This is a genomic window from Mesorhizobium sp. M0598 (assembly GCF_040320865.1).
Classification (GTDB): Bacteria; Pseudomonadota; Alphaproteobacteria; order Rhizobiales; family Rhizobiaceae; genus Mesorhizobium.
In genome coordinates this window covers 1-13,676 of the sequence record NZ_JAMYQL010000031.1, presented here as the reverse complement: position 1 = coordinate 13,676, position 13,676 = coordinate 1, and the positions used below count along the sequence as shown (strand labels likewise).

At 63.2% G+C, this 13,676-nt stretch carries 10 protein-coding genes and 5 pseudogenes; 2 read left to right on the top strand and 13 right to left on the bottom strand.

All coding sequences use genetic code 11. The annotated features are described in order from the left end of the window. Positions 1 to 52: 52 nt before the first annotated feature. The 5 genes and pseudogenes from NKI59_RS27425 to NKI59_RS27405 form a co-directional block, all read right to left on the bottom strand. Positions 53 to 313, bottom strand: a complete 261-nt coding sequence (locus NKI59_RS27425) for a hypothetical protein (protein WP_352610255.1) — start codon at positions 311 to 313, stop codon at positions 53 to 55. 285 nt (positions 314 to 598) lie between these two features. Then, the gene (locus NKI59_RS27420; RefSeq protein ID WP_352610258.1) at positions 599 to 775 is read right to left on the bottom strand and encodes a hypothetical protein; all 177 of its coding nucleotides are present in this window, start codon (positions 773 to 775) and stop codon (positions 599 to 601) included. 861 nt (positions 776 to 1,636) lie between these two features. Beyond that, positions 1,637 to 1,792: pseudogene (locus tag NKI59_RS35195) on the bottom strand (AAA family ATPase); the annotation flags it as partial. Next, positions 1,789 to 2,616, bottom strand: a pseudogene (istA, locus tag NKI59_RS27410) (IS21 family transposase); the annotation flags it as partial. The pseudogenes NKI59_RS35195 and istA, both read right to left, overlap by 4 nt. Positions 2,617 to 2,683: 67 nt before the next feature. Next, positions 2,684 to 3,396, bottom strand: a pseudogene (locus tag NKI59_RS27405) (IS630 family transposase); the annotation flags it as partial. Positions 3,397 to 3,671: 275 nt separating this feature from the next. Between NKI59_RS27405 and NKI59_RS27400 the strand changes: the two are divergent. Further along, on the top strand, positions 3,672 to 3,980 hold the full coding sequence (locus NKI59_RS27400) for an Hpt domain-containing protein (protein WP_352592139.1): 309 nt from the start codon (positions 3,672 to 3,674) through the stop codon (positions 3,978 to 3,980). 15 nt (positions 3,981 to 3,995) lie between these two features. Here the strand turns inward: NKI59_RS27400 and NKI59_RS27395 are convergent, their stop codons facing one another. The 6 genes from NKI59_RS27395 to NKI59_RS27370 all read right to left on the bottom strand — a co-directional run bounded on the left by NKI59_RS27395 (position 3,996) and on the right by NKI59_RS27370 (position 11,688). Then, positions 3,996 to 5,423: a glycosyltransferase family 2 protein gene (locus NKI59_RS27395; RefSeq protein WP_352707942.1), complete on the bottom strand. Its 1,428-nt coding sequence runs from the start codon at positions 5,421 to 5,423 to the stop codon at positions 3,996 to 3,998. Continuing rightward, positions 5,420 to 6,457 carry a HEAT repeat domain-containing protein gene (locus NKI59_RS27390; protein ID WP_352707941.1) on the bottom strand — a complete coding sequence of 346 codons (1,038 nt, stop codon included), beginning with the start codon at positions 6,455 to 6,457 and terminating at the stop codon, positions 5,420 to 5,422. The genes NKI59_RS27395 and NKI59_RS27390 overlap by 4 nt, the downstream gene beginning before the upstream one ends. 2 nt (positions 6,458 to 6,459) lie before the next feature. Beyond that, positions 6,460 to 8,214, bottom strand: coding sequence for a YaiO family outer membrane beta-barrel protein (locus NKI59_RS27385; protein ID WP_352707940.1), 1,755 nt, complete (start codon positions 8,212 to 8,214; stop codon positions 6,460 to 6,462). Next, positions 8,214 to 8,606, bottom strand: a complete 393-nt coding sequence (locus tag NKI59_RS27380; RefSeq protein ID WP_352450360.1) for a response regulator transcription factor — start codon at positions 8,604 to 8,606, stop codon at positions 8,214 to 8,216. The genes NKI59_RS27385 and NKI59_RS27380 overlap by 1 nt, the downstream gene beginning before the upstream one ends. Before the next feature lie 251 nt (positions 8,607 to 8,857). Beyond that, positions 8,858 to 9,244 carry a response regulator gene (locus NKI59_RS27375; RefSeq protein WP_352517709.1) on the bottom strand — a complete coding sequence of 129 codons (387 nt, stop codon included), beginning with the start codon at positions 9,242 to 9,244 and terminating at the stop codon, positions 8,858 to 8,860. 5 nt (positions 9,245 to 9,249) lie between these two features. Next, on the bottom strand, positions 9,250 to 11,688 hold the full coding sequence (locus NKI59_RS27370; RefSeq protein ID WP_352707939.1) for a hybrid sensor histidine kinase/response regulator: 2,439 nt from the start codon (positions 11,686 to 11,688) through the stop codon (positions 9,250 to 9,252). Between the two features lie 445 nt (positions 11,689 to 12,133). On the opposite strand from NKI59_RS27370, the pseudogene NKI59_RS35190 reads away from it, so the two are divergent. After that, positions 12,134 to 12,310: pseudogene (locus NKI59_RS35190) on the top strand (IS91 family transposase); the annotation flags it as partial. Here NKI59_RS35190 and NKI59_RS27365 read toward each other — a convergent pair. After that, positions 12,239 to 13,304 (bottom strand): annotated as a pseudogene (locus NKI59_RS27365) (IS110 family RNA-guided transposase); the annotation flags it as partial. The pseudogenes NKI59_RS35190 and NKI59_RS27365 overlap by 72 nt on opposite strands. A 187-nt stretch (positions 13,305 to 13,491) precedes the next feature. Further along, positions 13,492 to 13,676: Rieske 2Fe-2S domain-containing protein (locus NKI59_RS27360; protein WP_352707938.1), on the bottom strand; the 185-nt coding region annotated here is incomplete at its 5' end.

The following is a 13,676-nucleotide window of genomic DNA, read 5'->3' as shown; positions in this document are numbered from 1 at the left end:
CGGACGCGGGGTGGGCTCCCCTGCCAGATCCGAATGCCCGAGCCCCTAACCTTCAAGTCGCGCGACTCAGAGCAGTTGAAACTACAGCCGCCTGTGTTGCCGGTAGTTCGAACAGCATGGGCAGGTGGCGACACTCGGCTTCGTCCACGATCAGCGCCTCAATAGTCGCGATGGAAAGATGGCTTCTGAGGCGCAGCCGGACAACCGCGGCGAGCTTGTGAACGGGCACCGGTACCGCCCCGGCGTGATGATCTAGAAGATTGTTGATCTCGGCAACTACTTTTGGATCGACGGCGTGGGGCAATGGCAGCATGAAAGCGCTTCCTTTCGGAAGTAACTCTAAGCGGATCAGGGCGATGAGTCTTGGCCCGTACGTTTTTAACCAAATGCGCGGACATCATTGGACGTCAGGTCACGCCCATTCTCGCGTTACTGTGTTTGTATGGATGCCGCGCTATTTCTTCGACTTCACCGACACTGGCAAAGTCTTCCTTGACGTTGAGGGTACCGATCCCTCGGGACCTCGAAGCTGCAAAACAAGAGGCGGTGAAAGCCTTGGTCGATATTACCAAGGATAAGCTGCCCGATTGCCATGGGGTCACTGTTTGTCGGCCCGATCAATTTCATCGAGCAAAGACTTATGCTCGTCCGGCAGCTCCTGTTCTACCGGAAGATTTAGCGCTCTGCGAAGGTAGTTGCGGACTGCTTCTGACGTGACCCACCGTCGTACGAGGTCGGCAATAACCTTCTGTTTCCTTCTGTCGACCTCAACCATGCTCGATCCTGCATGCGAACAGGTCCGAACCTTCTGGAGAGAAGATTTGTTCCTGCTAATCACGAAGATCAAGCAGGACGGCGCGCCCGCTCTTGCGGAGCCACAATGGGCAAAATTCCTGGAATGCTGGGCGGGAACGTTAGGCGGATTAATGAGGCGCGGGCTGAGAGCTACTCCCGGCCGTCGAAACACACGAACAGGCCAGTGGCGGAAGCTACCTCAAGGATAGCCTCAGTTAGCTCTTCGTCAGATGCCCGCAGATTAGGCGCAGTCACACGGACCCGTTCTATTGCAGCCTTGATCGAGACAATGTCTCCGCGAGCCGCCCGGTTCAGAAGTGCAGCAATAGCCTCATGTAGAGTTGGACTGATAATTTGAACGACATTCATCCGACCATCCCCAAGGGGCACGCCGAAGAGACGACAGTACTCTCTCCCTGACCGACATCAACAGGATGTAAGAACCGTACAAAGCTGGGCCGTAACCGTCAGGAAAGTTTGGTAGAAATTTCTGAGCGGGGGATCGGATAGCTGGCTCGCGCGGCGACCCCCGTGCCCCCTCTTGATCCACGCAATGCGGCGTGTTTGGGCTGCCCATGTTACACCTTGTGTCACAGGATGGGCCTAACCAAGCGCTTTTGCCCATGTCGCTCCATCAGGGACACGGTAGGGCCATCCTGCAGGGTCACGCTAAATTGCGTTGAGCGGTCTTTAGCTCCGCGCGTACAGGTTGCGAAGGCGGTTTCCGCCATGGGGCATCGAATGGATAGGGGGCATCGAATGGATTTCGATTGGGTCGCGGCGTTCGTCGCAGGATTGTCCGGCATGATGGCGCTGGCTGGTTTCTATCGTTGGAACGTTGGAGGATGTCCATGGCTTCGAGGGCGGCGATCTCGCCTTGCTCGAGCCGGCGCACGATATGATCGAGCGCTTCGAGCGCCCGCGGCATCTTCAGGCCGACGAGGTCGTGGCGGATCCGGTCGATGGTGGATGGCGTGGTGTCGAGCGCATTCGTCATGGACGTTGCTCGTTCGCAATCACCCGGGCGACGGCGTCGTAGAAGGCCAACGGGCGCTGAGCGACCCTGTCGCCCGAGCCATGAAGAATGACCTCGTCGTTCCTCAGTCTTTGTCGGCGCTTGTGGACGTGGATGTTGCGATGACCCGGCTCGACATGACGCTGGTGCCGGCCTTCGAGAATAGGATGGGTGGCAATCAGTGCGCCGTCCTCGAAGATGCGCAACTCTTCGGCCAGCGTGTGTACCTCGACGACACGGCGCCTGGTGGCGTCGGGCACGCTGTAGAAATTGCCGCCGACGCTGACCATGCCCTCCCGGCTGATACGTCGCTCGAGCTTTAGGACCGATCGGAACGGAGCCAAAGGCAGCGGCCGCAGCGCTGCGCGCTCCTCGGCGAAAGCTTCGTTGACAACACGCCTTGTGGTGGCGTGAACCCTCGGGTTTGCGACCGTGTCCAGCCAGTGACGCAACTGGGCGTTCAGGTCTTCGAGATTGCGAAAGGACCGAGCCAGGAAGAAGTCCTCGCGAATGTAGCGGAACGGCCGCTCGACCTTGCCTTTCGTTTTGGCGCGGTAAGGCCGACACGCCTTGGGATGGAAACCATAGTGGCGGGCAAGATCGACGAGGGCACGGTTGTAGACGATGCCGCCGGTATCGCCTTCGCCGATCACAGCCGTCTTCATACGGTCGTAAAGCACTTCGCGAGGAGCGCCGCCCAGCGCCTCGAAAGCCCCGGCATGGCAGCGCAAGACAGTCGGCAGATCCTGGTGGACGACGAAGCGTGCCCAGATAAGGCGACTGAAGCCAAGCACCATGGAGAAGACCGGCGACAGCGCTAAACTGGGGAAGATTCAAACGGCACTTCTGGGGAGTATTGAGCCGGCATCGACAGGCGGCCTTGTGGGCGGGCAGGTTGTCCATGACGACTACGTCGCCCTCCGACAATGTTGGGACCAGCACCTGCTCGACATAGGCCAGGAACACGTTGCCGTTCATGGCGCCGTCGTAGACGAAGGGCGCAGTCATGCCCGTCAGCCGCAGCGCTCCGGTGAAGGTCGTGGTCTTCCAGTGGCCATGCGGCACGCCGGCCCGGCAGCGCTCGCCGCGCGGCGCTCTTCCACGCAGGCGGGCCATCTTTGTGGAGAGGCCGGTCTCATCGATGAACACGAGCTTCGCCGGATCAAGATCGAGCTGGCCGTCGAACCAGTCCCGGCGTCGCTTCAGGATGTCGAGGCGACCCTGCTCCAGTGCGTGCGCGGGCTTTTTTTGAATGTCCAGCCGTGACCGCGAAGCCAGGCGCTCAAGGCGCTGCGGCTGATCCGCACTGACTGCTCGGCGACGAGCCGCTCCACCATCTAGTTCAGCGTGATGTCCTTGCGCTCCTCGATCAGCCCGACGATGAAGGCTTCATGCGCATCGAGGCTGGAGGCGCGGCGGCGGCCCTGCGGGCGTGGCGCCAGTTCGCCGATCTTCGCCCGCGCAATCCAGCGGATCGCGCTGGACACTCCCACGCCGAACCGCGCCGCCGCTTGCCGCGCCGACATGCCCTCGTCCGAAGCCTTCAAGACCCGCGACCGAAGATCACCGCTCAATGCTCTTCCCATCGTCCACCTCCTTCGAGGTGGATGTTGAATCAGCACAAAACGCAGCCGTCACATCACAATCGATTCATCGATCACAGGACGTGCTCTAGTTAGGCGACCCTCCCGCGAAGCGGGTTCGTGCAATCGGCGCAAAGCGGCCGGCCATTGTCGGCTGGCGGAGTCGCATTTGCATCAACAGCGCCTACCGTGATCGTCCTCTCACAGGAGGTCATGCGCGACAAGCAGTCCGTTTCAACCCAAGCCACTTTCTGCTTGAATACCCTCGATATCCCGGAATGGAGCACAGCCTCATCTCAAACGACCCTTTCGCGCCTTGGCGGCAACGCTTCCTTGCCCGTTGCGACGATCAACTCGCGGAGCTGAAGACCATCGCGCGTGAGGGCGGCCCCCTGCCCGGGGGGCCCGCCGATTCACTGGTCAGGATCGCCCACTCGCTGGCAGGGGCGGCGGGGACGTTCGGCTTTGCGGAGATCAGCGCGCGGGCGTCCGCTCTGGAGACGCTGCTGATCGAGAAGGGGAATGAAGCGGCGGCCGAAGCCGCGCTCGATGCGCTAGTTGCGGAGATCGAGCGGACGCTGCAATGATGCGTCCGGCCATGCCTATTTCTTGGCGCCGGAAAGGCCGGTCCTGGTCATCTCGCCCCAGTTCTGGTCTGCCCGCAAGAATTGCCACCAGCCCCTCACGCGCCAGAAATTGTTGAGCTGGCGATAGCCAAAATTCTCGATCACGGCGACCGCCGTCAGCACGGCCAGGTCCCGGGCGCGCGGGAAGCGCTGGAGCTCGGCCTCTTCGAGGATGAGGGAGCATACGCTGACGCAAACGCCATAGGTGAAGATGAGCGAGGTGAAGGCCAAAAGATATTCGGCCGACAGGATGCCGAGCAGCCAGAAGGCCGGGATCAGGATGTAGCCCAGCACCTCCGCCACGGGCCCCAGCACGTCGGCAATCAAGATGTGGCCGAAGCCGAGGAAGCCGACGCGGCCATAGCGCGGATTGAAGAGCATGGCGCGGTGGCGGAAGAAGCATTCGAGCGCGCCGCGCTGCCAGCGCGTCCGCTGCCTAGCCAGAACGCTCAGCGTTTCCGGCGCCTCCGTCCAGCACACCGGTTCCGGAATGAACTGAATGCGGTATTTGCGCCTAGCGTCACGCATATGGCGGTGCAGCTTGATGACGAGGTCCAGGTCCTCGCCCATCGAACCTCTGGTGAAGCCGCCCACCGCCACCACTTCTGCGCGGCGGAACACGCCGAAAGCGCCGGAGACCAGCATCAGCGTGTTGATGCGGCTCCAGGCAAGCCGCGCCATGAGGAAGGCGCGCAGATATTCGACCACCTGGAGCAGCGGCAGCAGGCGGCGCGGCAGATGGATCTCGCGCACCCTGCCCGCTTCGATTTTCGAGCCGTTGGCGATTCGGATCGTGCCGCCGACGGCGATGGTGCGCTCGGGGTCGTCGATGAAAGGCTGAGCGGCGCGCATCAGCGCATCGGGCTCGAGGATGGAGTCGCCGTCGATCGCGCAGAAGAGCGGCGCGCGGCAGACATTGATGCCGGCGTTCTGGGCGTCGGCCTTGCCGCCATTCTCCTTGTCGACCACGAACAGCCGCTCGGTCATCGGCGAGGAATAGAGGCCGCGGATCGGCTTGTGCGCGAGCGCCTCCTCATAGGGCCGATGGAACTTCACCAGCCTGAAGGCCTCGATCAGGCGCTGCAGCGTCTGGTCCTTCGAGCCGTCATTGATGACGATCACCTCGAAATTAGGATATTGGAGCGCGAGCATGGAATGGACGCTCTCTACCACGTTCAACGCCTCGTTATAGGCGGGCACCAGCAGCGCGATCGGCGGCGCGACGTCGCCATAACGGTGCCAGAGCAGCGCCGAGCGCGCCACCGGCGGGCGCTTGGAAAGCGCATAGCCTGCGACGGCGAGCTGCAGGAAATAGATCGTCGTCTGCGCCAGCCCCGCCCCGATGATGAACCAAGACAGGATGGTGGCGGCAAGAACGATCTCATGGCTCCAGTCGGCGATCATAAGGCCGGCCCCTCGGCAAGAACGAGCGAGGCGGTGCGCTGGCTGCGCGAGACCTCGCTGTCGGAAATCTCGCGCAGCAGCCGCTCTCCCGGCTGGCCGAAGGAGCGCAGCGCATTGGCGGCGGCATAGCGCACGTTCCACGCCTCATCGTCCATCAGCCTGGCCAGTGGCGGGGCGAGTTCAGACAGGCCGAGCCGGCCAGCGGCATCGGCGGCGGCGCTGCGCACGTCCCAGTTGCCGTTTGCCATTGCGGTCGCCAGGATCGCCGGCGCGTCGGCGTGTCCTGTGAGGCCGAGCGCGCGCAGCGCCGCGGCGGCAATCTCGGGCGATGCGTCGCCGGCCAGGCGGGCAAAGAAATCGGCGAAGCGAAAGCCGCCGGCGCGGGCAAGCGCGTCGATCGCGGCCGCTCGAATGAAGGGCACGGCGTCAACACGCGCGGCATGGTCCGCGAGCTGGTGGAGGCGCGCCGGCGGAAAGCGCCTGAAAAGCTCGATCAGGCGCCGCGAGCGCTGCCCCGCCACGCCGATCTTGCGCAGCGCAATGCCGAGCGGCGGCAGGCTGCCGAGATCGCAGAGCGCGATGGCGACGGCGATCCTGACCTCGCGCGAACGGTCGTGGTCGAGCGCCGAAAGCAGGCTTGCCACCGCACCTTCCGAACGCAGCGCCGCCAGCATCTCGGCCGCGTGTATGCGATCGGCCACGTTGCCTTTTTCCAGCTGCCTGCCGACAAGGGCCGGCAGGCCGCATTCCCTGAAGGCGGAAAGGACGTCGTCATGCTCCTCGCCGCGCAGCAGCGAAATGAACTCGAACCCGGCATTGATCGCCACGCCCGCCGGGACCACGAGCACCGCTGCCTTCAGGACCTCGCGGTCGCGGTTTTCGGTGAAGGCGATCAGCGCCGTCAGAAGCTGGCGCCGCTGGTCGGCCCCAGCCCTGCCCCAGCGCTCCTGCAGCACGCGGCGCGCGATCAGGAACAGCATGATTACCAGGGAAAGAGCGGTGAGCAATATGGATAGATCCCAGATGTACCACATGGTCAGAACCGCGCGGTCAGTCCGAGCCCGAATATGCTTCGGTCGAATGTCGGGCGTAGCTCATGCGCGATGCTGGCGCGCAGCGTCAGCGGGTCGCTGACGTTCCAGGAAATGCCGCCGAACACGGTGCGCGTCGGCACCAGCGTGCCGTTGGAGATTTCGGGGGCGTCCGCGTAGCCGCCGAACAGATTGAAGCGCTGTGTCACCGCAAGGTCGGCGCGAAGCACATAGCCGTCCGCGCGCGTGCCGATATCGTCCTGCACATGCACCCAGCGGGCGGAAAGCCCAAGGCCGCCGTCGAGGACATAGCCTTGCACCCAGGGCGAGATGCTGGTGACATTTGTGTTGGCGAAATTGTCGTAGCGGGCGTCGATGTTCAGAGACAACGGGCCGAACGCCTTTGCCGGCGCCACGAGCTGCCACGAAGCGCCGGCGCCGATCGAATAGCGCGCCAGGAAGTCGGCGTCCGGCGTCGTCGCCGCCAAAGCATAGGCGGAGAATGCCGGCGAGAAGACCTGATCGATGCGGCCCTCGACCTGGACGTCGGTGTGGCCAAAGCGGGTGGCCAGCCGCGCACGGCCGGAAATCGTCGTGCGCGGCGACAGCCGATAGGCAAGGCCGGCCGAACTGTCGGTCCAGTCGCCGAGACCATCGGTGAGATCGCTCACCTCGCCGCCGAGGTCGAGTCGCCATTTGCGCGGCGGCGGCACGGCCAGCCTTTGCTCGACATCGGCAGAACCTGGCTCGATGGCGAGCGCTTGGCGATAGGCTTCCCGCGCGGCGTCGTCGTCACCCTCGGCGCGGCGCACATCGCCGAGCCCGACCAGCGCGTCGACGTTGCGCGGATCGGCCGCAAGCACGCGCTGAAACGACTGCCTGGCGCGCCTGTAGTCGACCTCGAGCAGAGCAATTCTCGCATCCAGGTCGAGCGCCTCGACATTGTCCGGCGCCGAGGCAAGCACGCCGTCGACCAGCGCCCGGGCGCGCGGCGCATCGCCCTGCCAGATCGCCAGGCGCACCTTGCCCAGCCGCGCGTCGAGAAGGCCGGGCTTGATTGCAAGCGCGCGGTCGAAGAAATGCCCCGCCTCGTCGAAGCGCCGGCTGGAGCCGACGACAAGGCCAAGGGCGACCAAGATGTCGGTGTTCTTCGGCGCCTGCCTCAGCGCCCGGCGATAGACCGTCTCCGCTTCGGGCAGCTTTCCCGCCGCCCGCAGGCGCCTGCCCTGCTCCATCAGGCCGGCGAAGGGATCGGGCCGCCGGCTGGCCGGTTTCTTTGCCCGCGCCGGAACCGCGGGAGCCCGTTTCGCCTCACTGCCGGCAGCCTGCTTCGCCTTGCGGATGTTCTCGACAAGCGCTGCGGCGTCGGCATTGCCGGGATCGGCCTGCGCGACCTTCTCGGCGAGCGGCAGCGCGGCATCCGGATTGCCGGAGCGGAACTCGACCTCGGCCATGCCGAAGCTGGCGTCCCGATAGGTCGGGGCAAGGGACAGCGCCCTGGAAAAGGCCTGCCGGGCGGTCGGCAGATTGTCGCGGCCGAGCTCGGCGAAGCCGAGTTGCACCAGGGCGTCGGCATTGTCGGGCTTGAGCGCCAGCGCGCGCCGGAAAAGGTCCGCCGCCTCGTCGAAATGCTGCGCTTGCCTGGCCTTGACGCCGGACGCGTAGAGCTCGTCGACCGTCTGCGCCAGCGCGGCGCCGGGAGGCGCGGCGATTGCCAGGATCAGGCATACGGCCAGAGCTGCGCGCCGGCTGCGCCTCATCAGCGTTTCCCGCTCTTGCGCGAGATCAGACGCGCGAGCCGGGCCAGAAGCTCCTCGGGGATGAATGGCTTCACCAGGTAGTCGTCGGCTCCTTTCTCAAGGGCCGAGACAATGTCCCTTTCAGCCTTGCGGGCGGTCAGCATGATCACTGGAGTTTCCGACAGGGCCGGATCGGCTTTGAGGCGGGCCAGCACCTCCAGGCCGTCGGCCTTAGGCATCATCGCGTCGAGCACAATGATGTCGGGGCGGTCCTGCTCCGCCTTCGCCAGCGCTTCGGCCCCGTCCACCGCCTTGATGACCTCGTATCCTTTCGCCCTCAGCCTGAATTCCATCAGCTCGAGCAACAAGGGATCATCATCGCAGATCAGAACTCTTGCTTTCGCTCCATCCACCAGTCCTGCTCCGGTTCCGTCGCCCCCCGGAGTGATCAACCCATGAATCGACATCCGCCAAGTGGTCCATGCCAGAAATTCCGCGCAGCTTTCCCCGCGCCCGCCGACGCCGCGCGATCCTAGATAAAGCTGATTCGCGACGGTTGCATTTCGATACAATCACTAGATGAATATCGGCGCATGGTATAGGAGCCGTAAACGGCAAACCGCGCTTGCCGACAGCTTCTTGCCGTAACCTTGCCCTGGCTTGCCTAGGCTGGGCCATCGCGCTGCAGGAGCAGCTTCCTCACTTCACCTGCAAGCGCCAGCGGATCGAAGGGTTTGGCAATAACCCCCACGGCTCCCATGGCGAGATAGCGCTGCACCTCATGCGTCTGGGTGCGCGCCGTGATGAAGACCACGGGGATTGAGGCCGTCAGCGGCGAATCGGCCAGGCGCCTCAGCGTTTCCGGCCCATCCATATCCGGCATCATCACATCGAGCAGGATGAGGTCGGGCTGCCAATCGGCGGCATTGGTTAGCGCCTCGATGCCCGAAGAGCAGGATTGCACCTCGAATTCCGGATCGAGCTCGAGCGACATCTGGGCGATTTCGCGGATATCGTTCTCGTCATCCACATACAGGATCCTTGCCGGCATCATCGTCACTCCTTGCCAGGGGTCGGCGCGCTGCCGTCGCGAGAAGCGATCAGCATGCTTCTGACCAGCTTCGCGACGTCGATTTCGGAGGCCCTGGTCTTGGTCATGATCGCCTGCACCCGGTCGCCGAGTTTCTGGTCGAGTTCCGCCGCCGAAAACACGATGACCGCGGTCTCGAGCGGCAGATCGACGAGGAGGTCGAGGCCAGATCCGTCGGGAAGTGCGATGTCCAAGATGACCAGGTCGAAGCGATGGCGAGCGACCGCCTGCCGGGCTTGCTGCAGCGTCTTTGCGGATGTGATCGAGACGCTCGAACCCAGCCCCTCCGACATCACCGCAAGCACGCCCTCATCGTCTTCGACATGCAGAATCTCCGGCTTCGGCTCGATCCTGCGGCCGACGATCTTGGCGAGAGCGGCGTGAAGCCGTTTCGAATCCACCGGCTTCTCCAGCCAGTCGACGATGCCGACGGCGCTGCCGTTCAACGAGCGCCTGGCCTCGTCGGCGACAGCGGAGATGACGATGACCGCAATGTCGGAATTGGCCGGTGATGCCCTGATCTCGTAGAAGAGCTTGATGCCGGATTCCTCCGCTAGCTTGATGTCGAGCGTCAGCGCCACGTAGTCGCGGGAGCTCAGGAGCGCCTTGGCGGTGTCGATATCGGGCGCGACGTCGCTGGAAAAGCCTTCAGCATCGAGAAGTGCTGCGATCACCGCAGCGACGTCGGGCTCGTCCTCGCAGATGAGGACACGCAGGCGGCCATCGCGCTTGCGCGCCCGGCGCTCGACCAAAACCGGCTTCTCGGCCTGCCTGTGCGCTTCGGGAAGCTCGACGTGAAACGCTGTTCCCTTGCCTTCCTCGGTTTCGAAGGAAACGGCGCCGCCCAGCTTTTCGGCGATAGCCTTGACGATGCTCAAGCCCAGGCCGGTGCCGCCTATCTTACGCGTGCTGGAGGCGTCCGCCTGCTCGAACTTGCCGAATAGGCGGCTGCGGAACGCCTCGGGGATGCCGGCGCCCTGGTCCACCACGGAGATGCGCAGCATGTCGCGGTCATGACGCTGGAGTTTCACCGTGACGGTGCCATCGGTGTGCGAGAACTTGATCGCATTCGACAGCAGGTTCGCCATCACCTGATGCAGGCGATCCGGATCGATGTTGGCCTCGGCGCGCGGGGCATCGTCGACCAGAACGATCCTGATCCGACTGTCGGCCATGTAGTTGGAACTGGCGGCAATGGCCTGCTCCAGGACCTGACGGACAGGCATCTGCTTGATCTTGAAGGTGATCACGCCTGATTCGATCTTCTCCATATCCAGGATGTCGTTGATGAGAAGAACCAGCCTTTCGCTATTGGTGTGGGCGATGTTGACGAGATTGGCGGCCTTGGGCGGCAGTTCGCCCGCCACGCCGGCCGCGATCAGACCAAGCGAGCCGCGGATGGAGGTCAATGGGGTCCGCAATTCGTGGCTGACCGTGGAAATGAAATCGTTCTTGAGCTGGGCGGTGCGCTTCTGCTCGGTGATGTCGCGGTTGTAGGTGATGACGCCGGCGATCTTGCCGGCCTCGTCGCGGAAAGGCGTTTTCAGCGTGTAAAGCCAGCCCTGCCTGCCGTCCGGTAGGAGAGCGGGCTGGTCGATGCGCAATGTCTGCCCGGCCTCCAGCGCGCCCGTTTCATCCTGCCTGAAGCGCTCGGCCACGTCCTTGGGGTAGAAATCGAAATCCGTCTTGCCGATAAGGTCCTCGACCGAGGTGGCGCGCACCAGTTCGGCGGTGGCTGGATTGGCCGCGATGAAGCGGCCGTCGACATCCTTCATGTTGAGGCTATCCGGCAGCTCGCGGACCATGGCCCGGTAGATCATGTTGGACATCGCGAGATCACGCCGCCGCTGCTGGCGATCGAGCAGCACGCTGATGATGAAGGTGCTGAGGAAGCGGAACACCAGCGATGGGAGCGTGCTCTGCTGCACAAAGCCGGCGACGACTTGCGGGGGGATGACCAGAAGGGTGATGAGCCCGGCAAGCGCGACCGACACGCCGAGGCCGAATATATCGAGGATGGTGCGCGACCGGGCCGCAACGATGCGGTGCCATGCCAGACCGACGACGGCGGTGATCAGGATGCTCATGACGCCGACGCTGGCACCCTGCCCGCCAAGATAGAGCCGATAGGCAATGGAGCCGGCGGTAGCGATGAACATCGCCGGCCACCCGCCGAAGAACGCGGCGGCGCCGACGAAAGCGGCGCGCAGATCGACGACGAAGCCGGAGACGGACAGAGCCGTCGCCATAGAAATGATCGCGCCCACGCACATGACCACGCCGAGAAGCAGCGACTGTGCCCGCTGCCGGAGACGCCCCGTGAAGTCCGCTACAAGATCCCACGCGACGATCAGGATGGAGACCAACGCAAGATTGGCGAGGAGTGAGTGCCAGATCTCGGTCATGACTTTCCGGCTCCTTTTCGCCGATAGATATCGCCAAAACCTGTCCAAGGTCTAAAGAGGGCGCGCCAGTGTCGGACGCAGCCCGACGAGACGATATGGCAGGCGTCTGGTCCGCGCCTCACTCCGTACCCAAGCGACCCTGTTTGGCGCGCGACGTATATGTTGCCACCGAACAAGCACTATGACGACTACATTGCCGCTCGTGATGAGTCGGGTTCATCGAACCAGCGACGTCGGTGAAGGGGTTGGACATCGCTGATCAAGCGTATCAGCGATGTCCAAGTTAAAAGGTGCTAACGCCGACTGAGCGCCAGCGCCCTTACGATTGAGTTCCACACTGCCATTTATGCGACTTTGCATGCACAAATGGCGAACATTCATTGGTCCAGGTTTTCAGCTTGTCACCTTGAGGTCAACCTCGCGCCAACTCCCGATGTTGTGGTGCCCAAAGGGATCCCACCGCATCCGGCATTGCGGCCTGCTTGCCGGCTCTGCTCGCAAGGCCAGCCTCGCGCTTGTTCGTGAACTCCTGAACGTCGCCGCACCGTCCGACGATGACACCCCGGACGAACCGGCCACCATTCTGGATGACTCGCGCCCTGAACCACTGGCTGAGTGCGGAATTGGGTTGATGGCGAACCCCAGAGCCACGCAACCTGGACAAGCGTCGACCGGAGCCTAGGATTGCCGGACTTCGAGACCCCCTGCTCGTAATTAATCTGCCCACTTTGCCAGGGCGTTGGCACCAAACCAGCGTAGGCGGCAACCTGTCGTCGATTGTCAAACTTGCGCGATAATCCCTCAGACCACAGGACGGCCGCGAACTCCGGACCTATTCCCTTGAGGCTGAGCAGCAGGGCCGGTGTTGGCTCATCTGCCGCGACGAGCAAGGCGTCGCGTGCCGCTTCAACATCCTTGATCTGCTGGATCAGCAACTCGATGCGATCAAGCTCGCGGCCGATCTGCGCCATGAGCGCTGGCGGCAGTGGACGCCCATCTCCGGTAATGAGCGCATCGAGGCATTTGCGTCGATCGCCTTTCAATGGTTCGTATCCGGACACACCTTGGCTGAACAAAAGGCCCTTTATCCTGTTGACGTGCCTGATCCGCTCGTTCGTCAGCGCCTTCCGCTCCCGCACCAACCGGCGACGGTCTTCCTCCTCCGGCGTTGGCACTCGCAACATCGCGCAAACCCGAGGCTCGCCGCGGTTGTAGGCCAACAACGCTCGAACCAGTGCTTCCCCATCAATCCTGTCGGTCTTGGCCCGCCGGCGGCGACGTGATGTGGCAATGGATGCCGGGTCCACGACATAACTCTCGATGCCTTCGCGTTCGAGGACCCGATGTATCCAGAATCCATCCAGACCAGCTTCCTGGATTGATATGACCCGGAAACGCTGCCCTGTCCGCACTTCCGCCTTTCGTTGCAGCTCTGCGAAGTGATCGAGCAAACCCGGAATGTCGCCCCCCGACACGAGGTGTCTCGACATTCTCTCGCCTTCACCTGGCGAAAGCGAAGTGACGAGCCATTTTGAACGAGACAGTTCTAACGAGACAAATATTGCGGCAAGATCGACGCGGATAGCGGCCGGGGCTTTGGTGGTGTTGGCTTGCATGCTGACCTCCAGGTGATGTTTGTCGACTTCACTCTGGCAGAGCGCTGGTCGCCTTCCATCCCCATAGGATCTTCACGATAGCGGACCGGCAGTTTTCAGGCAGAAATAGTCGGAAGCGCACATTTAGGCACGCCAGTTGCAAGTCGTTAACTGACCGAAGCGGTACGGTCGACTGCCCCACCAAGCCTCAGGCTCCTGTCACTGGCATCGCAACCAGGATGGAGCCCTCTTCCACCCTGGCAGGATAGGTCCTGAGATTGACACAAGGTGGCAGCCGCTTTGCCGCGCCGGTGCGATAGTCAAAGGCGCCCGCGTGCTTGGGGCATTCGACCTCGTAATCCATGACCAGTCCGTCGGCGATGTGTACCGCTT